Annotated in this window: 22 protein-coding genes; 13 read left to right on the plus strand and 9 right to left on the minus strand. The window is 64.7% G+C overall.

All coding sequences use genetic code 11. The features are described from left to right. The first annotated feature begins 28 nt into the window (after window positions 1-28). The gene (locus tag KVT37_RS15385; RefSeq protein ID WP_217574413.1) at window positions 29-820 is read left to right on the plus strand and encodes a thioredoxin family protein; all 792 of its coding nucleotides are present in this window, start codon (window positions 29-31) and stop codon (window positions 818-820) included. 571 nt (window positions 821-1,391) lie between these two features. Continuing rightward, on the plus strand, window positions 1,392-1,778 hold the full coding sequence (locus KVT37_RS15390) for a DUF2794 domain-containing protein (protein ID WP_217574415.1): 387 nt from the start codon (window positions 1,392-1,394) through the stop codon (window positions 1,776-1,778). 83 nt (window positions 1,779-1,861) lie between these two features. Here KVT37_RS15390 and KVT37_RS15395 read toward each other — a convergent pair whose 3' ends face one another. The 4 genes from KVT37_RS15395 to KVT37_RS15410 all read right to left on the minus strand — a co-directional run bounded on the left by KVT37_RS15395 (window position 1,862) and on the right by KVT37_RS15410 (window position 6,775). Next, window positions 1,862-2,437, minus strand: coding sequence for a GNAT family N-acetyltransferase (locus KVT37_RS15395; protein WP_217574417.1), 576 nt, complete (start codon window positions 2,435-2,437; stop codon window positions 1,862-1,864). Between the two features lie 117 nt (window positions 2,438-2,554). After that, complete coding sequence (locus KVT37_RS15400) at window positions 2,555-3,295, minus strand: Bax inhibitor-1/YccA family protein (RefSeq protein WP_217574419.1); 741 nt, start codon at window positions 3,293-3,295, stop codon at window positions 2,555-2,557. A gap of 241 nt (window positions 3,296-3,536) precedes the next feature. Then, window positions 3,537-6,077 (minus strand): ABC transporter permease, encoded by a 2,541-nt coding sequence (locus tag KVT37_RS15405; protein WP_217574421.1) that lies wholly within the window; start codon window positions 6,075-6,077, stop codon window positions 3,537-3,539. Then, entirely contained in the window at window positions 6,077-6,775 is a 699-nt protein-coding gene (locus tag KVT37_RS15410) for an ABC transporter ATP-binding protein (protein WP_217574423.1), read from the minus strand. Before KVT37_RS15410 ends, KVT37_RS15405 begins: the two co-directional genes overlap by 1 nt. 82 nt (window positions 6,776-6,857) lie before the next feature. Between KVT37_RS15410 and KVT37_RS15415 the strand changes: the two genes are divergently transcribed. Further along, complete coding sequence (locus tag KVT37_RS15415; protein ID WP_217574425.1) at window positions 6,858-7,520, plus strand: arylesterase; 663 nt, start codon at window positions 6,858-6,860, stop codon at window positions 7,518-7,520. A 118-nt stretch (window positions 7,521-7,638) separates the two neighbouring features. Then, window positions 7,639-8,232, plus strand: coding sequence for an RNA 2',3'-cyclic phosphodiesterase (gene thpR, locus KVT37_RS15420; RefSeq protein WP_217574427.1), 594 nt, complete (start codon window positions 7,639-7,641; stop codon window positions 8,230-8,232). On the opposite strand, the gene KVT37_RS15425 is transcribed toward thpR, so the two are convergent. Continuing rightward, on the minus strand, window positions 8,139-8,654 hold the full coding sequence (locus KVT37_RS15425) for a low molecular weight protein-tyrosine-phosphatase (protein WP_217574429.1): 516 nt from the start codon (window positions 8,652-8,654) through the stop codon (window positions 8,139-8,141). The genes thpR and KVT37_RS15425 overlap by 94 nt on opposite strands. Before the next feature lie 104 nt (window positions 8,655-8,758). On the opposite strand from KVT37_RS15425, the gene KVT37_RS15430 reads away from it, so the two are divergent. From KVT37_RS15430 to KVT37_RS15440, 3 genes are all read left to right on the plus strand, one after another. Next, window positions 8,759-9,052, plus strand: a complete 294-nt coding sequence (locus KVT37_RS15430; protein ID WP_217574431.1) for a 4a-hydroxytetrahydrobiopterin dehydratase — start codon at window positions 8,759-8,761, stop codon at window positions 9,050-9,052. Between the two features lie 531 nt (window positions 9,053-9,583). Further along, a complete protein-coding gene (locus KVT37_RS15435) occupies window positions 9,584-9,946 on the plus strand; it encodes a YkvA family protein (protein WP_217574433.1) in 363 nt (120 codons plus the stop codon). Window positions 9,947-10,203: 257 nt separating this feature from the next. Then, a complete protein-coding gene (locus KVT37_RS15440) occupies window positions 10,204-10,710 on the plus strand; it encodes an invasion associated locus B family protein (RefSeq protein WP_112100983.1) in 507 nt (168 codons plus the stop codon). Between the two features lie 68 nt (window positions 10,711-10,778). Here the strand turns inward: KVT37_RS15440 and KVT37_RS15445 are convergent, their stop codons facing one another. Both KVT37_RS15445 and KVT37_RS15450 read right to left on the minus strand, forming a co-directional pair. Continuing rightward, window positions 10,779-12,125 carry a chloride channel protein gene (locus KVT37_RS15445; RefSeq protein ID WP_217574435.1) on the minus strand — a complete coding sequence of 449 codons (1,347 nt, stop codon included), beginning with the start codon at window positions 12,123-12,125 and terminating at the stop codon, window positions 10,779-10,781. A gap of 189 nt (window positions 12,126-12,314) precedes the next feature. Continuing rightward, on the minus strand, window positions 12,315-12,614 hold the full coding sequence (locus KVT37_RS15450; RefSeq protein ID WP_217574437.1) for a hypothetical protein: 300 nt from the start codon (window positions 12,612-12,614) through the stop codon (window positions 12,315-12,317). Between the two features lie 318 nt (window positions 12,615-12,932). Here KVT37_RS15450 and KVT37_RS15455 point away from each other — a divergent pair, with 318 nt between their 5' ends. Next, window positions 12,933-14,351, plus strand: a complete 1,419-nt coding sequence (locus KVT37_RS15455) for a DHA2 family efflux MFS transporter permease subunit (protein ID WP_217574439.1) — start codon at window positions 12,933-12,935, stop codon at window positions 14,349-14,351. Window positions 14,352-14,367: 16 nt separating this feature from the next. Here KVT37_RS15455 and KVT37_RS15460 read toward each other — a convergent pair whose 3' ends face one another. Beyond that, window positions 14,368-15,528, minus strand: a complete 1,161-nt coding sequence (locus tag KVT37_RS15460) for an alpha-D-ribose 1-methylphosphonate 5-triphosphate diphosphatase (protein ID WP_217574441.1) — start codon at window positions 15,526-15,528, stop codon at window positions 14,368-14,370. Window positions 15,529-15,786: 258 nt separating this feature from the next. Here KVT37_RS15460 and rlmN point away from each other — a divergent pair, with 258 nt between their 5' ends. From rlmN to KVT37_RS15480, 4 genes are all read left to right on the plus strand, one after another. After that, on the plus strand, window positions 15,787-17,019 hold the full coding sequence (gene rlmN, locus KVT37_RS15465; RefSeq protein WP_217574443.1) for a 23S rRNA (adenine(2503)-C(2))-methyltransferase RlmN: 1,233 nt from the start codon (window positions 15,787-15,789) through the stop codon (window positions 17,017-17,019). Further along, entirely contained in the window at window positions 17,016-17,429 is a 414-nt protein-coding gene (locus KVT37_RS15470) for a hypothetical protein (RefSeq protein ID WP_217574445.1), read from the plus strand. The genes rlmN and KVT37_RS15470 overlap by 4 nt, the downstream gene beginning before the upstream one ends. Beyond that, window positions 17,426-17,893, plus strand: a complete 468-nt coding sequence (locus KVT37_RS15475; RefSeq protein ID WP_217574448.1) for a hypothetical protein — start codon at window positions 17,426-17,428, stop codon at window positions 17,891-17,893. Before KVT37_RS15470 ends, KVT37_RS15475 begins: the two co-directional genes overlap by 4 nt. Window positions 17,894-18,079: 186 nt before the next feature. After that, window positions 18,080-19,327: an MFS transporter gene (locus KVT37_RS15480; RefSeq protein ID WP_217574450.1), complete on the plus strand. Its 1,248-nt coding sequence runs from the start codon at window positions 18,080-18,082 to the stop codon at window positions 19,325-19,327. A gap of 25 nt (window positions 19,328-19,352) precedes the next feature. On the opposite strand, the gene KVT37_RS15485 is transcribed toward KVT37_RS15480, so the two are convergent. Then, window positions 19,353-19,994, minus strand: coding sequence for a LysE family translocator (locus KVT37_RS15485; RefSeq protein ID WP_217574452.1), 642 nt, complete (start codon window positions 19,992-19,994; stop codon window positions 19,353-19,355). A gap of 182 nt (window positions 19,995-20,176) precedes the next feature. Here KVT37_RS15485 and KVT37_RS15490 point away from each other — a divergent pair, with 182 nt between their 5' ends. After that, window positions 20,177-21,397 carry an argininosuccinate synthase gene (locus tag KVT37_RS15490; protein ID WP_217574454.1) on the plus strand — a complete coding sequence of 407 codons (1,221 nt, stop codon included), beginning with the start codon at window positions 20,177-20,179 and terminating at the stop codon, window positions 21,395-21,397. Window positions 21,398-21,650 lie beyond the last annotated feature (253 nt).

Below are 21,650 nucleotides of genomic sequence, written 5' to 3' on the forward strand. Positions count from 1 at the left end.
GGCGTCACCGGTGGGAATTGGAAAAGTCATGGCACTTCGAGGACGATTGCGGCTTGCGGCAGTAGCGCTGGCCCTCACGGCGTTGGGCGGCGTGGCCCTCGCAGCCGAGCCGGAGAAGGCCTCGACGGGCAAGCCGCAGGCTGACGAGAAGCCTTTGGGCGTGGTCGAGTTGTTCACCAGCCAGGGCTGCAGCTCCTGTCCGCCGGCCGACGAATTCTTCGCCGAGCTCGCCGGCAAAGGGGACGTCATCGCGCTCGCCTACCACGTCAATTACTGGGACTATCTCGGCTGGCAGGACACGCTGAGCACCAAGGAAAACACCGAGCGTCAGTATGACTATATGCGCGCCTTCGGCAGCCGCTCGGTCTACACGCCGCAAGCCGTCATCAATGGCCGCAGCCACGTCAACGGCGCCAGCCGCAAGGAAGTCGACGGCGCGCTGGCCCGCATGGACAGGACCGGCGAGGGCATGCGCGTCGGCATCAAGGTGAGCCGCACCAGCGACCGCGTCATGATCGACGCCGGCGACGCCGGTAACGGCCCGAGCGATGCCCATGTGGTGATCGTCTATTTCGATCCGCCGCAGATGGTGCAGATCGGCCAGGGCGAAAACAGCGGCCGCAGCCTGACCTACTGGAACGCCGTCTCCGACATCCAGACCGCCGGCATGTGGCACGGCAAGGCTCAGCGTTACGAATTGCCGATGACCGAGATCGCCAAGAAGGGCGGCTGCGCGGTGCTGCTGCAATCGGTCGGCAAGGACGGCATGCCCGGGCCGATCCTCGGCGCCGCATTTATTCGCAAGCCGGATCGGCTTTAGCGGGGCACCCTTTTCCCTTCTCCCCTTGTGGGAGAAGGTGGCCGAGCGAAGCTCGGTCGGATGAGGGGTGTTGGAAGGAATGAGGCAGCGGCAAATTCGAGCTTGCGGCCAAGCTGGAACACCCCTCATCCGTCTCGGCGCTGCGCGCCGATCCACCTTCTCCCACAGGGGGAGAAGGGGCGCTGCGCCAGCCCAATAAAAAACCGGCGTCAGCTTGCTTCTGACGCCGGTCATTCAGGTTTTGGGATCGTCGCACCTGATTTTTCCAAGGAAAAACCGAGGTTGGTTCGATCCGACGCTGACCCGTGGGCGGGGGGCTTGGGGTTTACGAGCCGGTGCCGGACCGAACCGTCTCAGGCAACGCCGGTAAACTCGTCGGACATTGGGGCATGAGCGCGGATTATTTGTGGCGAGATTGTGGCGGAGCATCACCAATTCCAACATGTGTTTCGCAAACGTGACTGGACGTTTGGGAAACCGCGCGACCCTGCGCGTGCTTAGCCGGCCCTTGCAATTCCCTCACGAAAGCGCGAACCTTGGCCGGCGCATGATTCAATCGAAGGATCGAGGCATGACCGATCACAGCAGCGGGATGGAGGATGGGGAAGCATCCGGAATATTGATCCCGTTGCACGAGGCGCGCAACGCACGCCTCGACCAGCCGGTGCGATTCGACCGGCGCGAGCTCGACCAGATCCTGAGGCTTTACGGACGCATGGTGGCGGCCAATGAGTGGCGCGACTATGCCATCGATCATCTCACTGATCGCGCTGTCTTTTCCGTCTTTCGCCGGGCCAGCGAAGTGCCGCTGTTCCAGATCGTCAAGGACCCCAGGCTGGCGCGCCGCCAAGGCGCTTTCGCCGTCATCGCCGCCGGCGGCCGCATTCTGAAGCGCGGCCAGGAACTCGGCCGCGTGCTTGGCGTGTTCGATGCCAAGCTGAGGGTGGTCGAAGCGTGAAGAGGAACTGGAGAATTGAGGAACTGAAGAATTGAGGAAAAGAGGCGTAAGCGCCTGAAATGATCTTTCTTTTCCTCAGTTCTTCAATTCCTCTTTCCCGCCCGGAACCTCCGCTCCGGCAGCGAATCAGGATCGGGCGGCAGTTCCGCGCCGCCATTCAGCGACAGCTGCATGAACACCGTGTCCAGCCAGCGCCCGTGCTTGTAGCCCGACCCTTCCAGGCGTCCGGAATGACGGAAGCCGAGCTTCTCGTGCAGCCGCACCGACGCGCTGTCGGCATGGCCGTCGCCGATCACCGCGATGATCTGGCGGAAGCCGGCGGCACGCGCCGTCTCGATCAAAGCCCGCATCAGCAGTGAGCCCACGCCCTGCCCCTTGGCCTCGGGCGCGACATAGACCGAATCCTCGATGACGAATCGGTAGGCGGGGCGCGGCCGGAACGGTCCGGCATAGGCGTAACCCAGCACAACGCCATTCTTCTCCGCCGCCAGATAGGGAAAGCCGCCCGCCGTTAAGCTGTCGAATCGATTGCCCATTTCAGCGCGGCTGGGCGGTTCCAGCTCATAACTCGCCGTGCCGTGCGCGACCGCGTCGGCATAGATTTCCGTGATTCGGTCGAGGTCGGCGGCAGTCGCGGCTCTGATCGCAATATTGCTCATAATTTGTGCAGTTCGTTTTACTGCCCCAATGAGAGCAAAGGCGTGCGTAAAAGGAAAGGGCGGCCGTTGGGCCGCCCTTTCGCAAATCTATGGTCCAGTGAGACCGGGGAACCGTCTTTAGCGGCGGTCGCCCATGAACTGCAGCAGGAACATGAACAGATTGATGAAGTCGAGATAGAGCCGCAGCGCGCCCATGATCGCCTTGCGGCCGGCGACGTCGGCGACGTCACCCTCGAAATACATCTCCTTGATCTTCTGCGTGTCGTAGGCGGTAAGGCCGGCGAAGACCAGCACGCCGATCGCCGAGATGGCGAAGGCGAGCGCCGACGACTGCAGGAAGATGTTGATCAGCATAGCGATCAGCAGGCCGATCACGCCCATGATCAGGAACGAGCCGAACGCCGACAGGTCGCGCCTGGTCGTGTAGCCGTAGAGCGACAGACCGCCGAAGGCCGCGGCCGTGGCGAAGAAGGTCTGGGTGATGCTGGTGCCGGTGTAGACGAGGAAGATCGTCGACAGCGACAGGCCGACAAGGCCGGCATAGACCCAGAACGTGGTCTGCGCCGCCCCCACGCTCATCGACTGGATGCGGAACGACAGGAACATCACGGCGGCGAGCGGAGCCAGGATGACGACCCAGCGGAACGCGCTTGCATAGATGAGCTGGCCGAAGGCGGTCAGCTGGCCGTCGCCCGTGATGGCGAGTTGGAACGCGCCCCAAGCGGCAAGGCCGGTGATGAGCAGGCCAAGCCCCATGAGGTTGTAGACTTTGATCATATAGGCGCGCAGGCCCTGATCGATATCGACGCGCGCGCCGGAGGCGGCGCCCGTCTGGTAGTTGCGAATGGGATCAGCCATTGGAAATCCTCTGTTGCTTCTGCCCCGTCCGGTGACAGGTCCGCCCGGGGTCTTCCGTCGGACCAGGCGCCGCTGGCGGGACTCCAGCATGCCTGCCGCGAAATATGATGGTTCTTGACGTCAAGAACAAGACGGTAACGGGCCGTAACCCTTCGTGAGAGGGCAAAAGGCCGGTTTTCAGGCCCTTCCGCCCGGCATTCTTACAAAGATTTAACCGGGCGGCGACTTGGAGACGCGCCGGTCAGAGATTTCGCAGCACCGGCGCCGCCTTGTGGCCGAGCACCCGCCAGGTGCCGGCAAGGCCGATGCCGACCGTCACCGTCAGCGAAACCAGGATCGTTATAACCGCGACTTCCGGCATGAAATGCGAGGGCAGCGTCATGATATGCGCGACCACGAACCAGGCGGCGATGCCGCCGGCGGCAAGCGCAAACAGCGCGGTCGCGAGGCCGATCAGCACATATTCCAACGAGAAGGCGGCAATCAACGTCCTCCGCGTCGCGCCGAGCGTCTTCAGCACCACCGCGTCGTGGATGCGCGCCTGGTTGCCGGCGGCAAGCGCCCCGGAAAGCACGAGCACAGATGCGATCAATGCCACGCCGGCAGCGGCGCGGATCGCCGTGCCCAGTTGCGCGACCAGCCGGTTGACGATGTCGAGCGCGTCCTTGACGCGCACCGTCGTCACCGCCGGGAACGCGCGAGTGACGGCGTTGAGCAGCCTTGCATCGTCGGCCGCAGTGGCTTGTTTGTCGGTCAGCGTTGCCAGCCAGCCATGCGGCGCCCCGGCAAAGGCGTTGGGCGAGAACACCATGACGAAATTGATGCCCATCGTCTCCCATTGCACCTGGCGGAAACTGGCGATCTTTGCCGTGACATTGCGTCCCAGCACATTGACGGTCACGCTGTCGCCGAGCTTCAGCCCGATCGCCTTGCCTTCCTCGGCCGAGAACGACACCAGCGGCTCGCCGGAATAATCTTGCGGCCACCACGTGCCTTCCGTCAGCGTCGCGTTCTCGGGTTGCTTGGCGTCATAGGTCAGGCCGCGATCGCCGCGCAGCACCCAGGCGCCGTCGGCAGGGATCTTCACCTTGTCGACGTCGACGCCGTTGAGCGCCATGATGCGGCCGCGCAGCATCGGCACCTTGACCAGCGTTCCGCGAGGCGCCTCTTTGCCGACGAGGCTGGCGAAAGCATCGACGTCGCCGCTCTGGATGTCGACGAAGAAGAAGTTCGGCGCCCGCTCCGGCAGGCTGCCGGAAATCTGCCGCCTGAGATTGCCGTCGATCAGCGCCAGCGTCACCAGCAGCGTCAGACCGAGCCCGAGCGACAGCACCACCGACGGCGTCAGCGCGCCGGGCCGATGGATGTTGCCGAGCGCGAGCCGCATCGGGACCGAGCGCACGCGCGGGCTTTTCCTGGCGATCCATTGCACCAGCACCGCCACCAGCCGCAGCACCAGGAAGGCAAAGACGGTGGCGCCGACGAAGATCGAGGCGATGCGGTAGTCGTTGGCCGAAAGGATCGCCAGCGCCGCCAGCGCGATCACGATCGCCAGCGCCGCACCGGCATAGGGCAGGCGCGGCAGGCCGCGGCTCTCGAACCCCATTTCGCGAAACAGCGCCGTTGCCGGCACGTCGCGGGCGCGGCCGAGCGGCAAGAGCGCGAAGGCCAGCGTCACCAGCAGGCCAAACAGCGCCGCCATGGCGAGCGCCCCTGGATAAAAGCCGCCTTGCGCCGGCACCGGAATGACCGATTGCAAAAGCGCGCTCGCCACGAACGGCATCGCGGCGCCGAGGATGATCCCAAGCACGATGCCGAGGCCAGCGATCAACAGGATCTGCACCAGATAGACGGTGAAGACGAAGCGGCCCGAAGCGCCGAGGCTCTTGAAAGTGGCGATGACGCCGCGCTTGCCGTCGAGATAGGCGCGCACGGCATTCGCCACGCCGACGCCGCCGACCACCAGCGCCGTCAGCCCGACCAGGGTCAGGAACTGCGAAAAACGCTCGATATTGGCCGAGAGCGCGGGGGCGGCATTGCTGCGCGTGCGGATCGACCAGCCGGCCTGCGGAAAATCCTTCGCGGCTTGAGCCTGGATGTCCTTGATCCGCGCCTCGGACGAGCCGTCGGGCAGCCTCACCTTATAGGCGTTCTCGACCAGGCTGCCGGGCTGCACCAGGCCGGATGCGGCAAGCCCCTGGCTGGAAATCATCAGCCTTGGCGCGAAGCCGAAACCGTCGGACACCGCATCGGGCTCGCTGACCAGCCTGGCGCGCAGCTCGAAAATGGCGCTGCCGAGCTTGAGCCTGTCGCCGATATGCAGATTGAGCCGCTCGAACAGCAGATCGGGCGCGGCGGCGCCGAAGATGCCGGACCTTTCGCCGAACAATTGCTCCTTCGGCAGCGCCGGATCGGTTTCCAGCGCGCCAAAGAGCGGATAGGCGTCGTCGACGGCCTTGGCTTCGACCAGCGCCTGATCGGAGCCGTCCTCCAGCCGCGCCATGGAGCGCATGCCGGACGTCTGTGAAACGGCGCCCAGACTCCTGATGAAGCCGAGCTCGGCGTCCGAGGCGCTGCGCTGGTTGATCTGGAAGCGCAGGTCGCCGCCAAGCAGCGTTTGGCCCTGATCGGCGACGCCGGCGCTGATCGCCTGCGCCACCGAATTGACGCCGCCGATCGCAGCGACGCCGAGCGCGATGCAGGCCAGGAAGATCATGAAGCCGGACAGGCCGCCGCGCATCTCGCGCAGCGAGAAGCGGATGGCGAGCTTCAACGTCCGCATCAGGCCGGCACCTTCACCGGCCTGGGCGTGTCCTCGATGCGCCCCGAGCGCATCGACACCTGGCGGGCGCAGCGCGCGGCAAGTGCTGGATCATGCGTCACCAGCACCAGCGTCATGCCGCGCTCCGCCGCCTTGGCGAACAGCAGATCGGCGATCTGCTTTCCCGTCGCCTGGTCGAGATTGCCGGTCGGCTCGTCGGCGATGAGGATGCGCGGCGACGGCGCCAGCGCCCGGGCGATCGCCACACGCTGCTGCTCGCCGCCGGAAAGCTCGCCCGGATAGTGCGTCACACGGTCGCTCAGGCCGACCGCCGCAAGTTCGCGCGCGGCGACGCCGAACGGATCGGCATGGCCGGCCAGCTCGAGCGGCACCGCGACGTTTTCGAGCGCCGTCATGTTGGGGATGAGGTGGAAGGACTGGAAGACGATGCCAATGTTTCGCCCCCGAAACGAAGCAATCCGATCCTCGCTTTTGCCGTTGAGCAGCTCGCCGGCGATCCGAACCGTGCCCGAATCGACCCTTTCCAGACCGGCCAAAACCATGAGCAGCGTGGACTTGCCGGAGCCCGACGGGCCGACAATGCCGGTGGCTTCGCCGGCCGCCACGTCGAGGCTCACGCCCTTCAGCACTTGGACGGAAGACGCGCCCTCGCCGAGCGTCAGCGATACGTCCCTCAGCACGATGACGGCTTCTGTCACAATAAAAGCGCCCTATATGTGGAAAAAGGAGACTGCCCGTGTCTCCTCGTTCGGATTGTTTCGGTCATATGGGGCTCGCCGCATGGCATTCAAACACCGTTTTGCCGCAGCCCCCGTTGTTTTCGCAGCCCTCATCTTCTTCTTCGCCCTTTGCGGCGCCATTTCGCCGGCGCGCGCCGCCACCTTCACCATCGTCGGCTTCGGCGACAGCCTGATGGCGGGCTACAGCCTCGGACCGGGCCAGGGTTTCACCGACCGGCTGCAGGCGGCCCTGAAGGCGAAGGGCCTCGACGTCACCGTCGCCAATGCCGGCGTGTCGGGCGACACCTCGAGCGGCGGGCTGGCGCGGCTCGACTGGTCGGTGCCGGATGGCACGAGGCTGGTGATCCTTGAGCTCGGCGCCAACGACATGCTGCGCGGCGTTTCGCCCGATATCCCCGAGAAGAACCTCGACGCCATGCTGGAAAAGCTGAAGCAGCGTAAGATTCCGGTGCTTCTGGCCGGCATGCGCGCGGCACCCAATCTCGGCGCCGATTACCAGAAGACTTTCGACGCCATCTATCCGCGGCTCGCCGAAAAATACGGCGTTCCGCTCTATCCATTCTTCCTCGACGGTGTCGCCGGCCATCCGGATCTGCAGCTGGAGGACGGCCTGCATCCCAATCCCCGGGGGGTCGACGTCATGGTCGAGCGCATCCTGCCGATCGTCCAGAAGGCGATCGCCGACAATGGAGGCGCGTCGTGAGTCCGGAATGCCACGCTTTCCGCTGGGGAAACATTGTGGACAACAAACCGCTTGCCCCGCGCTGATATCGATGATTCGCTAGGGCTGAGAGTATCGATTCGAGGACAGGAGGCTTCACATGCCACGTCTTTTCACCGCCCTCGAAATTCCGCGTGATGCCGCTCTCTCGCTGTCCCTGCTCCGGGGCGGGCTGCCCGGAGCGCGCTGGATCGATGTCGAAAACTACCATCTGACGCTGCGTTTCATCGGCGATGTCGAGGGCCATGTCGCCGACGAGATCGCCAACGCCCTCGACAGGGTTCACCGCCCCTCTTTCCAGATGACGCTCTCCGGCGTCGGCGCCTTTGGCGGCAAGAAGCCGCATGCGGTATGGGCCGGCGTATCGGCCTCGCCCGATCTGACGGCGCTGCAAGGCGAGATCGACCGCATCTGCCAGCGGCTAGGCCTGCCGGCCGATCCGCGCAAGTTCTCGCCGCATGTGACGCTTGCCCGCCTGCGCAACGGGAGCCCGCTCGACGTCGCGCAATATCTGTCGGCGCGCGGCAATTTTTCCGCGCTGCCCTTCCGCGTCGGCCGCTTCGTGCTGATGTCGTCGCGCGATTCGGTCGGCGGCGGCCCCTATATCGTCGAGGAAGCCTGGCCGCTGGTCGGCGAAACGCTCGCCTCGAGCCGCTTCGCCAGCGCCTCCGACGCCTCGCGGATCATGCGGTAGACCGACGCGAACTCTTCCGGTCCGTCATAATAGGGGTCCGGCACGTCTCGTCCGCTTCCGGTCGCAAATTCCAGATAGAGATGGATGCGATCGCGCGCCGCTTGCGGAGCCAATGCCTTGAGGTCACGCACATTCGACCGGTCCATGCCGAGGATCAGGTCGAAGCGTGAAAAATCCTCCGGCGCTATTCTGCGCGCCCTTTGCCCTGATATGTCGATGCCGTGGCGACCGGCAACCGCGACCGAGCGCGGATCGGGAGCGGAGCCTACCTCCCAGCCGCCGGTCGCGGCCGAATCGAGCACGATCTCCCGGCCCTGCGTGCGCCCGGCCCAGACGGCGCGAAACACGCCCTCGGCCAGCGGCGACCGGCAGATGTTGCCGAGGCAGACGAACAGAATGGAATTTATGGGCTTAATGCTCATTCGATATGCGCCGTTTGTGCATTTGGAACCCCAAAACCGCAAAGCACCTTTGGGCGACTTGCATTAGGGTGAGGGTCAAATTCGAGATAGCATGGGAAATCATCATGACGAGAGAAAAACTCAGCAAGGACGCCATCGGCACGGCTTTGGCCGAACTTGAAGGCTGGTCGCTGGCGGCCGACGGCGCCTCCATCAAGCGCAGCTTCGTCTTCAAGAATTTCTCCGAGGCCTTCGCCTTCATGACTCGCGTGGCTATGGCCGCCGAAAAGATGGATCATCACCCCGACTGGTCGAATGTCTACAAGACCGTCGACGTCACGCTGAACACGCACGATGCCGGCGGCGTGACGGCGCTGGATATCGAGCTCGCCAAGCGGATGAACCACTATTTCGGCTGAAGGCGGAAGAGACTCGCTTTTTAAGGGCGGTAGTTTGACTTCGTCATTCCAGGGCGGAGCAAGGAGCGAAGCGACGCGCGCAGACCCTGGAATCCATTCCGTGACCTATGAGCGTCGGGGCGGTGCAAGCTTGGCGAACGTTCGCGATTGGCCGAGGCTTGCGAACTTCGTCATCCACGGGCGGAGCGACGCGAAGCGGAGCACAGACCCGAGGATCCATTCCGTGACCGTGGTCGAGGAATGCAGCGGAGCAGAATTCTGCACCGTGGCGACACGTTTAAGTTACGGAATGGATCCTCGGGTCTGCGCGCGTCGCTTCGCTCCTTGCTCCGCCCGTGGATGACGATCGGAGGGAGGCCTCGGCCAATCGCCAGGCGACGGCGATCGCCATGGCGCTTCTTGTGGACCAGCGCTGCCGAGTTCGATTTTCGGGCCGGCGCACCCCAACACTCTTGCAGCAGCCCCCTGCTTTCACCACATTTTGTCGCGGCGGACCGGCGCATCGATGCGCCGGTCGCCAAGGAGCGATTGATGGCGCAACAACCCGGTTTCGATTTCTTCGGCTTCGGCGACAAGCTCGCCGGCGAGGGTGAGGTTCGCGAGAAATTCTGGCGCACCGCCAAGAAGGCGGCGCGGCAGATCCCGTTCATGGACGAAGTGGTCGCCGCCTATTACTGCGCCATGGATAAGGACACGCCGCTGCGCGCCAAGGCCACCCTGCTCGGCGCTTTGGGCTATTTCGTCCTGCCGTTCGATTTCATTCCCGATTTCGTCGTCGGCCTCGGCTACACCGACGACCTTGCGGTGCTGACCGCGGCCATCGCCGCCGTCAGCGCCCATATCACGCCTGCCCACAGGCAGGCCGCCAAGGATGCGCTGGCCGACGGGAACTGACCGCGGCTCCGCTTCACGCCGGGAATCAGCGCGTGCGAAAAGACAAACTCTTGCCGTTTTCGTGGCCTCCAACTCCGCGCCGGGACGTCGCGCCAGCCGCTTTCAACGGTGGCGGCGTGAATGGTGGCGGTTTCCTGGGGTGAGTTCCTTTTCTTCGAGGACAATTCACCGTTTGGTAACCCTGATTAAATCAAAATGAAGCGACGGCAGGACGCCAGGCGGCCCGCCCCCGCACCATTTGGAATACGGGAAGAACGATGCGCGGATTGATTGCTACAGTTTCCAGCCTGGTCCTGGTGGCCGCCTTTGCCGCGCCGGCGCTGGCGCAGCAGGCGACCAAGATCGGCCAGCACAATGCCTGGGGCACCTACAGCTATCAGTCGGCGGGCGGCAAGGTCTGCTACGTGCTGACCGTGCCCACCGACAAGCAGCCTAAGACGCTCGACCATGGCGACATGTTCTTCTTCGTCAGCCAGCGGCCTGGGCAGCAGGTCTCCTACGAGCCGCAGTTCATCGCCGGCTATAACTTTCAGGAAGGCTCGAAGGCCACCGTCACCATCGACAAGAAGTCGTTCTCGATGTTCACCCGCGGTAAGTCCGCCTGGGTCGAGAACGCCGCCGAAGAGCCCGTGCTGATCGCCGCCATGAAGACCGGCACCGACATGAAGGTGCAGGCGAAGTCGGGCCGCGGCAACCCGACCTCCTACGTCTTCTCGCTGAAGGGCATCTCGGCCGCGCTGTCCTCGATCGCCAAGTGCAAATAGGCAGGAACGGCATTCGAACCTGACGCGAGGCCGGGCATCCAGTCCCGGCCTTTTGTTTGGAAGGGCGCTCAGCCCTGTACGGGAATCTCCGCCCTGCGCCGCCGGATCGCATCGGCCACGAAGACGCGCGACAGCGCGTGGTAGAGCGGTTCGTTGGAGATGAGCCTCGCCGTGCCGTAGCCCAGCATCGCCGCGCACATCAGCGCGATCACATTGTCGTGGTTGCCGGTCATTTCGAGGATGATGACGAAGGCCGTCATCGGCGCCTGCACGACGCCGGCGAAATAGCCGGCCATGCCGAGCAGCGCCGCCGTGCCTGTGGCCGCGCCGAAAACCAGGCCGAGCGTGCTGCCCAGCCCCGCGCCCACCGCCAGCGACGGCGCGAAGAGGCCGCCCGGAATGCCCGACACCATCGACAAGAGGCCCGCGGCGAATTTCTCGACGAAGAAGAAGGCCGGCAGCGGCGTGCCTTCGATCGCGCCGCGCGCCTGCGCGTAACCAGTGCCGAATGTCAGACCGCCGGAAGCGATGCCGATCGCGGCCACGGCCAGCCCGCAGACGCCTGCCACGAGCAGCGTGCGCGGCAGCGGCTGAAGCACGTGCCAGCGCCGGATACGCCGCATGACTTTCAGCGCCAGCAGCGAAAACAGCGCACCGACACCGCCGCCGATGATGCCGCAGGCGAGCACCAGCGGCCAGTCGCTGGCAAACGCCACCGTATCCCTGGCGACGCCGAAATAGGTGTAGTTGCCGACGAGCCCCAGCGAGGCGAGGCCGGCCAGGATCACCGCCGTCAGCACCAGCCCATTGGTGCGCGCCTCATAGGCGCGGCCCATTTCCTCGATGGCGAAGACGATGCCGGCGAGCGGCGTGTTGAAGGCGGCGGCGATGCCGGCGGCGGACCCGGCCAGGATCAGGCCGCGGGCCTGCGCCATGCCGCCCCAGCGCGCCGCCTGCAGCATCACCGAAGCGCCGACCTGCACCGTCGGACCTTCGCGGCCGATCGAGGCGCCGCAGGCGAGGCCTACGACGGTGAGCGCGATCTTGCCCACCACCAGCCTGAGCGACAGGATATGGCTACGATCGTCCTCGTCGCGCAGGTGCCGCGCCGCGATCGCCTGCGGAATGCCGCTGCCTTGCGATCCCGGGAAGAAGGCATGCGCCAGCCAGGCGCAGAGCATGAAGCCGAGCGGCGTCACGACCAGAGGCAGAAGGGAGCGCCAGCCGCCATCATTGCCGGTCATGACATGGAACAGAACCTGCGCGCGGTCGGCGAGCAGGGCAAACAGCACGCTGATCAGGCCGATCGAAATGGCGCCGGCCCAGAAGACCAGGCGCGGCTGCCAGACGCGCCGCGATATCCACATCGCCTGCGAGCGCCGCAGCATACGATATCTTCGGGAAATGCCGGCCATGTCCGCCTCGTGATGGTTGACCGGCCGTAGCACACTCGCCGGACCGATCAACCCGTGAGGGTAGACGCGATGCTATGCCAATCGGTCAAGGAACTGTGATGAAGGATCACGGCTCGAAAGATGGCCGGATGGCGGATAGCCCGCCGGCATGCCGGCCGGCGGGAAGGTCGGCATGCGGGATCGGCGAGTTCACATCGCCATTTTCTCACATTCGGCCTGGGCCTTCTTGGTCGACGTGTCGATCATATAGGCCTTCCCCTTGGCGTCGGTGATCATCATCATGCAGTGCTTGATCGGCTTGGCCATTTTCATCATGTCGGCGCTCATCTTGGCGTCCGGCATCATGGTGCCCATGTGGCCGTCCGGCATGATCGCCGTCACCTGGCCACCCTTCATCATGGTCATGGCGCCCATCGTGTCTTCGGCCAAGGCCTGCGAAGCCGAAAGACCTGCGAGGCCGGCGATGAGAACGAGCTTGATCGAATGCATCCGGAAAACTCCCATTGTTGAGGGGCATGGTCGCCCCTTTCTGGTTCGCGGATGCGCTTCGATTGGTTACGCCAACACGAATATGTGATCGGTTTCAGCCGACGATGCCGGTAGCCGGTCGCATTCCACCCCGACACGGGCGGGTCAAGATTTGTTGACCTCTGTGCCAGTCGAAATCGCTACCGCTTGGCATCGGTCGGGACCTAAAGCAGTCCGGTGCGGTGGGGGCTCGGGCCGGCTGGGCCGCACAATGTCATCGCCGGCTTGATTGCGGATGGCTCGCGCCACCGCCTCCTGCGTGACGGAACTGGCGGACCATTGGAACAGCATCTTTTTGCGACCGAGCGCGACCCGCGGCTCAAGCTGATCATCCCGTCGATCGTCGCCATCGCCTTCCTGATGGAGCAGCTCGATTCCACCATCCTCACCACCGCGATCCCCGCGATCGCGCAAAGCCTCGACACCACGCCGGTCCGCCTCAATTTGGCGATCACCACCTACATCCTGACTTTGGCCGTGTTCATTCCGGTGAGCGGCTGGTTCGCCGACCGGTTCGGCGCCCGCAAAATCTTCGCGCTGGCGCTCTTCACCTTCACCCTCGGCTCGGTCCTGTGCGGCGTGGCGGACAGCGTCGGCATGCTTCTGGCCATGCGCGCGCTGCAGGGGCTGGGCGGAGCCATGATGACACCGGTCGGGCGGCTGATCCTGCTGCGCTCCTTTCCGCGCAGCGGCCTGATCACCGCGATGACCTACATGACCCTGCCGGCGATCGTCGGGCCTGTCATCGGCCCGCTGCTCGGCGGCCTCTTGACCACCTACGCCTCCTGGCGCTGGATCTTCTACGCCAACGTGCCGTTCGGCCTGATCGGCATTGTCGCCGCCTTGCGCTTCGTCGACGATTTCCAGGACGACGACGCGCAGCCTTTCGACTTCGCCGGCTTCCTGATGGTGGGCGCCGGCGCGGCACTCCTGCAATTCGGCCTGGAGAATATCGGCCGTCCGGTCATTTCATCGCTGGCGACCGTGCTGGTGCTGGCCGCGTCGGTCCTGCTGCTCCTCGCCTTCGGCCGTTATGCGCGCCGCGTCGCCGCTCCCGCGGTGGATCTGACGCTGTTCCGCTTCCGCTCCTTCTGGGTCGGCACGCTGGCCGGCGGTCTCTGCCGCATCGGCCTCAACGGCGCGCCCTTCCTTTTGCCGCTGATGCTGCAGGTCGGCTTCGGCATGAGCCCGGTCACCTCGGGATCGCTGACCTTTGTCGGCAGCTTCGGCGCCTTGCTGATGCGGCCGCTGCTGTCGTTTTTCTTGCGGCGCTTCGGCTTCAAGGCCGTGCTGACCGGCAGCGCCGTGGTCGGCTCTTTTGCGGTGGCGGGCTTTGCCCTGCTCAACGCCGACACCCCGCATTGGGCGATCGGCCTTTACGTGTTTTGCTTCGGCATCGTCCGTTCGGCGCAGTTCATGTCCTCCAACACGTTGTCCTATGCCGACCTGCCGGCGGAGAAGCTCAGCCGCGCCACCAGCCTCGGCGGCGTCCTGCAGCAGCTCAGCGTCTCGCTCGGCGTCTCGATCGCCGCCATGGTGCTCGGCCTCGTCTCCGGTGAGGTGCATGCGCCGACGGCGGACCAGTTCCACTGGGCGTTCCTGCTGACGGCGGTGATCCCGCTGCTTCCCATTCCGGGTTTCTTCTTCCTGCACGCCGCGGACGGCGCTCAGGTCAGCGGCCATCGCCGAAAGGATTAGCCGGCAAACAAAAAACTCAACGCGCAGTCAACGTGCCGTCGCCATAGATCATGCGGCCGGCGCGGAACGTCGCCCGCACGCGCACCACCGGCTGGCGGTCGGCGACGACGAGATCGGCCAGAAGTCCAGGCTCGATGGCGCCGCGGTCGGCAAGTCCGAGCGCCTTGGCCGGATTGGCGCTTGTCAGCGCGGCCGCCGCCGCCAGACCGCCCCCGCCCAGCTCGGCCAGGCCGAGCAGCGCCGGCAGGATCGAGGCGGGATGATAATCGCTGGCCAGCATGTCGAGCAGCCCGGCCTCATAGGCCTGGCGTGCCGAAAGATTGCCGGAATAGGACTGGCCGCGCAGCGCGTTGGGGGCGCCCATGGCCGTGTACATGCCGAGACGGCGGGCTTCCTGGGCCGCTTCGAGCGTCACCGGAAATTCGCTGAGCACGGTTCCCAGGCCATGCACGAATTCCACCTTTTCCAGGGTGTCGTCGTCGTGCGACGCCAGCACGATGTTGCGGGCGCGGGCAAAGGCCGACAGGCTCTGCAGCGTGCCGAGCACGCCACCGTGGCCATTCCGGTCGGCCATGCGCTTGCCGACGATCTCGGAGACATCGGCAATCGACATGCCGCGATCCTTGGCCAGCCTGGCAATATAGAGCTCGACATCGCGGTACTGCCCCTGTCCCGGCGTATGGTCCATCAGCGAGACCAGATGCAGCTTGCCGGCCTCCATCAGCCGTTCCAGCACACTGACCGCCTCGGTGAAGGTCACCTCGAAGCGGGCGTGGATGCGATGATCGACCAGAAGCTCATCCTTCAGGCCGGCAATGGTCTCGATGATCGCCGACGTGTGTTCTTCCGAGCGCAGCAAAGCGGCGGTGGCGCTGGTGCCGATGAAGGACAGCGCCGCATAGGCGGTGGTCACGCCGCACGAGGCCAGCCGCTTGTCGAGCTCGGCGATGCCGATCTGCATCGGCACATGCATGCCGCTGCGCGGCTCCACCTCCCGCTCCACCATGTCGCCATGCATGTCGATGAACCCCGGCACAAGCAGGCGGCCGCCGCCCAGGATATCGGCATTCGCGACGGGCTCATCACTGACTTCCGCGATCCGCCCGTCCTCGATCCGGATCGCGCCGGACGGGATGACGCGGTCGCGCAGCACGATTTCGAACTCACTCAGCCACATGGCGATGTCTCTTCGGCGGATGGAATTGTTTCAAGGATTATCGTCAGGCGGACCGATCAGCGCGGCGCGGGCGCCATTTAGCGCGTGCAATTCTCGGCCGGCAACACGACCAGCTTATGAATGTGCTGGCACAGCCTCGAACGCCAGGAAGTGATCTCCGGCGAAAGCATGACTCCGGCGCCAAGCTGTGCTATGCGCCGCGCTTTCCTGTTCGGCCGATGCTGAAATCGGCCGCAAATCGCTTATATTGGCGCCACCATGACCGTTTCGCTTGATCTTACCGCTGAAGGCGCCCGTGACGCTTTGCGCCGCGCAGCGCAAACCGAGAAGCCGTCGCTGATCGGCCTGACCCGCGCCGAGCTCGGCGAAGCCCTCATCAGTGCCGGCATCGTGCCGGAGCGCCAGGCGAAAATGCGCGCCCAGCAGCTCTGGCACTGGATGTATGTGCGCGGCGTTTCCGACTTCGCGCATATGTTCAACATCTCCAAGGACCTGCGCGCCGAGCTCGGCAAGCATTTCAGCGTCGCGCGGCCGGAAATCGTCGAGGAGCAGATTTCTGCCGACGGCACGCGCAAATGGCTGTTCCGCTTTCCGCCGCGCGGCGCCGGCCGTCCGGTCGAGATCGAGACCGTCTATATCCCCGAGGAAGGTCGCGGCACGCTCTGCATCTCCTCGCAGGTCGGTTGCACGCTGACCTGCTCCTTCTGCCACACCGGCACGCAGAAGCTGGTGCGCAATTTGACCACGGAAGAAATCCTGGCGCAGCTGCTCACCGCGCGCGACCGCCTCGGCGACTTCCCCGACCGCGACACACCGGACGGCGCCATCGTGCCGGCCGAAGGCCGCAAGGTGTCCAACATCGTCATGATGGGCATGGGCGAGCCGCTCTACAATTTCGAGGCGGTGAAGAAGGCGCTGCTGATCGCGTCGGACGGCGACGGCCTGTCGCTGTCGAAGCGTCGCATCACGCTGTCGACCTCCGGCGTCGTGCCTGAGATCGCCCGCACCGGCGAGGAGATCGGCGTCATGCTGGCGATCTCGCTGCACGCCACCAATGACGACCTGCGCGACCTTCTGGTGCCGATCAACAAGAAGTTCCCGCTGAAGGAGCTGATCGCCGCCTGCAAGGCCTATCCGGGCCTGTCCAACGCCAAGCGCATTACCTTCGAATATGTGATGCTGAAGGACGTCAACGATTCGCTCGAGGACGCCAAGGCACTGGTCAAGCTGCTCAAGGGCATTCCGGCCAAGATCAACCTGATCCCCTTCAACCCCTGGCCCGGCACCAACTACCAGTGCTCGGACTGGGAGACGATCGAGAAGTTTGCCGACTATATAAACAATGCCGGCTACGCCTCGCCGATCCGCACGCCGCGCGGCCGCGATATCCTCGCCGCCTGCGGCCAGTTGAAGTCGGAATCCGAGCGCATGCGCAAGGTCGACCGCCTGGCGCTGGAAGCCATGATGATCGCGGGGCACGGCGAGGCGTGAGGCGCATCATCCGGTTGGCGTCAATCACACTTTGCTACGTTTCAGCCGCCTTCACCACATGCCTGATTACATTGATGCTTAGTGGACTGATATGGCGCCACGGCACCGTATTGTCCTACAGCCTGGACGACCTAGGCCTGCTGCTGATTGGGACTGCGATCGCAGGAATCTATGGCGCTCCGTTCGCAATCCCGTTGATCGTTGCCGCTCGATTTGTAGAAAGAAGACGCTGGACTACGTTCGCCTTGGCGGGAGCAATTGTCGGTGCATTCATGAAAATGTACCCGATGGCGCAGCGGCCACCAGACTATCGTGTACTGATGATCTTGATTGTTGCCGGAGGCGTCGGAGGTGCGGCCTATTGCTTTGCAGAGGGCCGACTCCTCAAAGAGCGCAGACAATCCACATGAGGCGCCTCATCGCATACCTCTTCCGCTTCGCCGTCATCCTGCTCGGCTATGTCGTCGCCTCGCTGGCGGCAAGCGCCTTCCTCAACATCCTTTACCTGGCGCATCTCGGCTACACGCCGGCCGATCCGGAACCGACGGCGACCGCCTCGCTCTATTTCTCGGTGCCCATCCTGGCGCTGTTCGTCGCCTATTTCGCCTTTATACCGGCGGCCGTGGTCATTTTGATCGCCGAGGTGCTCGGCCGCCGCGACTGGCTGTTCTATGCGCTCGGCGGCGCCGTCATCGCGCTTGCCTTCCTCGGGTTCGTCCACCGCGTCGCCGATCCCAATTTCGATATCACCGGGGCCAACGGCAGATTGGCCGTGATCGGCGCAGGCATGGTCGGCGGCATCTTCTATTGGCTCTCCGCCGGCCGCTGGGCCGGAAGCTGGCGCCGCGAGGCGTTGCTCGATCCTGAATCTTGAGCGCGATGCCGAAAAGTTGCGAATTTCTCGGCAGCGGATCATGCCAAAACCCTGCCACCTGAACAGGCTGTCCGAATCGGCTTCGGCCCGCCGCGCTTGGAGCAATTCCAGGAAAAGTGTGGGCGGTTTTCCGTCCGGAATTGCGTAAAGACAAAGAGATAGAGCCGTACAGACAGGAGCAGGGCCGTGGCGGAAGGCGAAATGAATGGCGGCTCGGCCGCGGCCGCCGTGGCGGCGCGGCTTGATCAACCCGCCGAGCACATTCCTTCCGGTCTCGGTACCGGCTTGCTGTTCATCCTCTCCATCGCCTGCGGCGCAAGCGTCGCCACCATTTACTTCCCCCAGGCCATAACGCTGCTCATCGCATCGGACCTGCGCGTTCCCGCCGAAACGGCGGCGCTGGTGGTCACGACCGCCCAGCTCGGTTATGCGTTGGGTCTGCTGTTGCTGGTGCCGTTGGGAGACCGGCTGCCGCATCGTCCGCTTGTCGCAACCTTGCTGACCCTTACCGCCGCCGCCCTGCTGGTCGCCAGCCAGGCGCCGACGCTGCCGGTGCTGGCGGTCGCAAGCATGGTGACGGGCTTCACCACCGTGGTGCCGCAGATCCTGCTGCCGATGGCGGCAGGGCTGGCGCCGCCGGAGCGGCGCGGCGCGGTTACCGGCACGCTGCTCAGCGGGCTGCTGGCCGGCATTCTCTTGGCCCGCACCTTCGGCGGCTTCCTCGGCGAGCATCTCGGCTGGCGCGGACCCTATTTCGTCGCCGCGGCGGCGCTGTTCGTGTTCGCCATTCTGCTCGGCCTGGTGCTGCCGAAGACGGCGCCGACATCCTCGCAGCGTTATCCTTCGCTGGTCGCGGCAGCCTTCATCCTCTTTCGCGGTGAGCCGGAGCTGCGTCGCTCCTGCCTCTACCAGGCGCTGATGTTCGGCGGCTTCACCGCCGCCTGGACAAGCCTCGCCTTGCTGCTCGGCGGGCCGCCATACCATCTCGGCGGGCAGGCGGTCGGGCTGATTGCCCTGGTCGGCGCCGCCAGCGTGCTCTGCACGCCGATCGCCGGCCGGCTGATCGACCGCAGGGGGCCCGATTTCGTCAGCCCGCTCGCCTTTGTCACCGGCATCGTGGCGGCGATCGTACTGCTTGGCGGCGCGCTTGGCGGAATAACAGGCCTGCTGGCGCTCACGGCGGGTATGCTGCTTCTCGATATCGCCGTGCAAAGCGGTCAAACCGCCAACCAGGCGCGTGTCTTTGCGATCCGGCCCGATGCCCGCAGCAGGCTCAACACAGCCTATATGACCTCAGTTTTCCTTGGCGGCAGCGCCGGCTCGTGGATCGGCGTGAAAATCTACGGCCATTGGGGATGGCCGGGCGTCTGCGCGCTCATTGCCGTCGCGGCGTCGATCGCCTTGGCAAGGCATGCGGTAAAGCTGTTTCGCTGATACCTGCCGCAGACCACGATCGATGCTACCTCGCCTGCGTCGTGATGATCTTGAGCGCGAAGGCCGAGAACACGCCACCGAAAAGATAATCGGCCACGCGCGTGAAGCGCGGGCTGGCCTTCATCGCCGCCGAGAACTTCTCCGCCGCCAGCACCATCGGCACCGTCACCGGGGTCGAAAGCGCGACGAACATCACGCCGAGGAAGAACAGCTTTCCGGACGCGTTGGGATCATGCGCGGAGACGAATTGCGGCAGGAAGGTCATGAAGAACAGGATGATCTTCGGGTTGAGCAGGTTGATGCCGAGCCCTGCCGCCCAGCTGCGGAACAGCGAGACCTGCGGTCCCGTGCTCTTCTGCGGCGAGAAGGCCGAACCCTTCGTCACCGCCTGAAAAGCCAGGAACACCAGATAGCCGGCGCCAAAAATCTTCAAGGCGAAGAAGGCCATCGGCGAGGCGATGATCAGCGCCGAGATGCCGACCACCACCAGCGTGGTGTGGATCAGCGTGCCGGTGAGCGCGCCGGCCAGGGAAGCGAAGCCGCTGGCGCGACCCTGGCTCAGCGTGCGCGACACGAACAGCGTCATGTCCGGTCCCGGCGTGATCGCCAGGATCACGGTGGCAATGGCGAACTGGATCAGCGTGGCTGTATCGGGAACAAAGGACATGGGGCGCGCGCCTCGGGATGGGTCGTGCAGCCAATAACGCGGCGCCTTTTGCTCCGCCAGCATCTGACTAGGCAAACATCTGGCCCAGCCCGCGCCATAACCCCTGCGCCCCTTCGTCTCTTGCGCCGCCCGGAACGGCCGTGATACCTCGCCCGCGAAACTTTTCCCGCGGAACCGCTAAAATGTCCAAGATCAAGAACGTCAAGAAAGTCGTGCTCGCCTATTCCGGCGGCCTCGACACCTCCATCATCCTGAAATGGCTGCAGACCGAGCTCGGCGCCGAAGTCGTCACCTTCACCGCCGATCTCGGCCAGGGCGGCGAGCTGGAGCCGGCGCGCAAGAAGGCCGAGATGATGGGCATCAAGGACATCCGCATCGTCGATGTGCGCGAAGAATTCGTCGCCGACTTCGTCTTCCCGATGTTCCGCGCCAACACCGTCTATGAAGGCACCTACCTGCTCGGCACCTCGATCGCCCGGCCGCTGATCTCCAAGCACCTCGTCGAGATCGCCAGGGAGACCGGCGCCGACGCGATTGCCCACGGCGCCACCGGCAAGGGCAACGACCAGGTCCGCTTCGAGCTGTCGGCCTATGCACTCAACCCGGACATCAAGGTCATCGCGCCGTGGCGCGACTGGTCGTTCAAGTCGCGCACCGATCTGATCAACTTCGCCGAGCAGCACCAGATCCCGGTGGCGAAGGACAAGCGCGGCGAAGCGCCCTTCTCGGTCGACGCCAACCTCCTGCACTCCTCTTCCGAGGGCAAGGTGCTGGAGGATCCGTGGAGCGAGCCGCCGGAATTCGTGCACCAGCGCACCGTCTCGCCGATGGATGCGCCGGACGTGGTCACCGAGATCGAGATCGAGTTCCTCAAGGGCGATCCGATCGCGCTCAACGGCAAGAAGCTGTCGCCGGCCACCATGCTGGCCGCGCTCAACGATCTCGGCCGCGACAACGGCATCGGCCGCCTCGACCTGGTCGAGAACCGCTTCGTCGGCATGAAGTCGCGCGGCGTCTACGAGACGCCCGGCGGCGCCATCCTGATCGCCGCCCACCGCGCCATCGAATCGATCACCCTCGACCGCGGTGCTGCCCACCTCAAGGACGAGTTCATGCCGCGTTATGCCGAGCTGATCTACAACGGCTTCTGGTTCTCGCCCGAGCGCGTCATGCTGCAGGCGATGATCGACAAGAGCCAGGAAGACGTCGAAGGCACGGTGCGGCTGAAGCTCTACAAGGGCAATGTCATCGTCACCGGCCGCAAGTCGAAGAAGACGCTCTATTCCGATGCTTTGGTCACCTTCGAGGACGATCGTGGCGCCTACGACCAGAAGGACGCCGAAGGCTTTATCCGCCTCAATGGGTTGAGGCTCAGGACCCTGGCGGCAAGGAACCGCCGTTGAAGCTGCTGATCTCCCCCCTTGCGGGGGAGATGGCCGGCAGGCCAGAGGGGGGTGTGAAGGATCGCCGGCCGTTCAAAACTCTACGCCCGAGCGCCGCAGGATGATTTGTTGCGATTTGTTGGACAGGCTGGAGGGACAGCACCCCCCTCTGTCCTGCCGGACATCTCCCCCGCAAGGGCAGGGCTATCGCATATGGGTCAGGGCCTGGATTAGGTAGTCGTCGTTCCATGCGCATTTCTTGATGCGGTGGCTG

It is taken from the genome of Mesorhizobium sp. GbtcB19, from assembly GCF_019091085.1.
In the GTDB taxonomy this organism is placed as follows: Bacteria; Pseudomonadota; Alphaproteobacteria; order Rhizobiales; family Rhizobiaceae; genus Mesorhizobium.

Bases quoted from the DNA above. Each gene is read 5' to 3' on its own strand.
- KVT37_RS15490 (WP_217574454.1), top strand. From the start codon at position 20,177: ATGTCCAAGATCAAGAACGTCAAGAAAGTCGTGCTCGCCTATTCCGGC.
- KVT37_RS15440 (WP_112100983.1), top strand. From the start codon at position 10,204: ATGCGCGGATTGATTGCTACAGTTTCCAGCCTGGTCCTGGTGGCCGCC.
- KVT37_RS15430 (WP_217574431.1), top strand. From the start codon at position 8,759: ATGACGAGAGAAAAACTCAGCAAGGACGCCATCGGCACGGCTTTGGCC.
- KVT37_RS15415 (WP_217574425.1), top strand. From the start codon at position 6,858: ATGGCATTCAAACACCGTTTTGCCGCAGCCCCCGTTGTTTTCGCAGCC.
- KVT37_RS15475 (WP_217574448.1), top strand. From the start codon at position 17,426: ATGAGGCGCCTCATCGCATACCTCTTCCGCTTCGCCGTCATCCTGCTC.
- KVT37_RS15395 (WP_217574417.1), bottom strand. From the start codon at position 2,437: ATGAGCAATATTGCGATCAGAGCCGCGACTGCCGCCGACCTCGACCGA.
- KVT37_RS15400 (WP_217574419.1), bottom strand. From the start codon at position 3,295: ATGGCTGATCCCATTCGCAACTACCAGACGGGCGCCGCCTCCGGCGCG.
- KVT37_RS15485 (WP_217574452.1), bottom strand. From the start codon at position 19,994: ATGTCCTTTGTTCCCGATACAGCCACGCTGATCCAGTTCGCCATTGCC.
- KVT37_RS15390 (WP_217574415.1), top strand. From the start codon at position 1,392: ATGACCGATCACAGCAGCGGGATGGAGGATGGGGAAGCATCCGGAATA.
- KVT37_RS15445 (WP_217574435.1), bottom strand. From the start codon at position 12,125: ATGGCCGGCATTTCCCGAAGATATCGTATGCTGCGGCGCTCGCAGGCG.
- KVT37_RS15405 (WP_217574421.1), bottom strand. From the start codon at position 6,077: ATGCGGACGTTGAAGCTCGCCATCCGCTTCTCGCTGCGCGAGATGCGC.
- KVT37_RS15460 (WP_217574441.1), bottom strand. From the start codon at position 15,528: ATGTGGCTGAGTGAGTTCGAAATCGTGCTGCGCGACCGCGTCATCCCG.
- KVT37_RS15385 (WP_217574413.1), top strand. From the start codon at position 29: ATGGCACTTCGAGGACGATTGCGGCTTGCGGCAGTAGCGCTGGCCCTC.
- KVT37_RS15425 (WP_217574429.1), bottom strand. From the start codon at position 8,654: ATGAGCATTAAGCCCATAAATTCCATTCTGTTCGTCTGCCTCGGCAAC.
- KVT37_RS15435 (WP_217574433.1), top strand. From the start codon at position 9,584: ATGGCGCAACAACCCGGTTTCGATTTCTTCGGCTTCGGCGACAAGCTC.
- thpR (WP_217574427.1), top strand. From the start codon at position 7,639: ATGCCACGTCTTTTCACCGCCCTCGAAATTCCGCGTGATGCCGCTCTC.
- rlmN (WP_217574443.1), top strand. From the start codon at position 15,787: ATGACCGTTTCGCTTGATCTTACCGCTGAAGGCGCCCGTGACGCTTTG.
- KVT37_RS15450 (WP_217574437.1), bottom strand. From the start codon at position 12,614: ATGCATTCGATCAAGCTCGTTCTCATCGCCGGCCTCGCAGGTCTTTCG.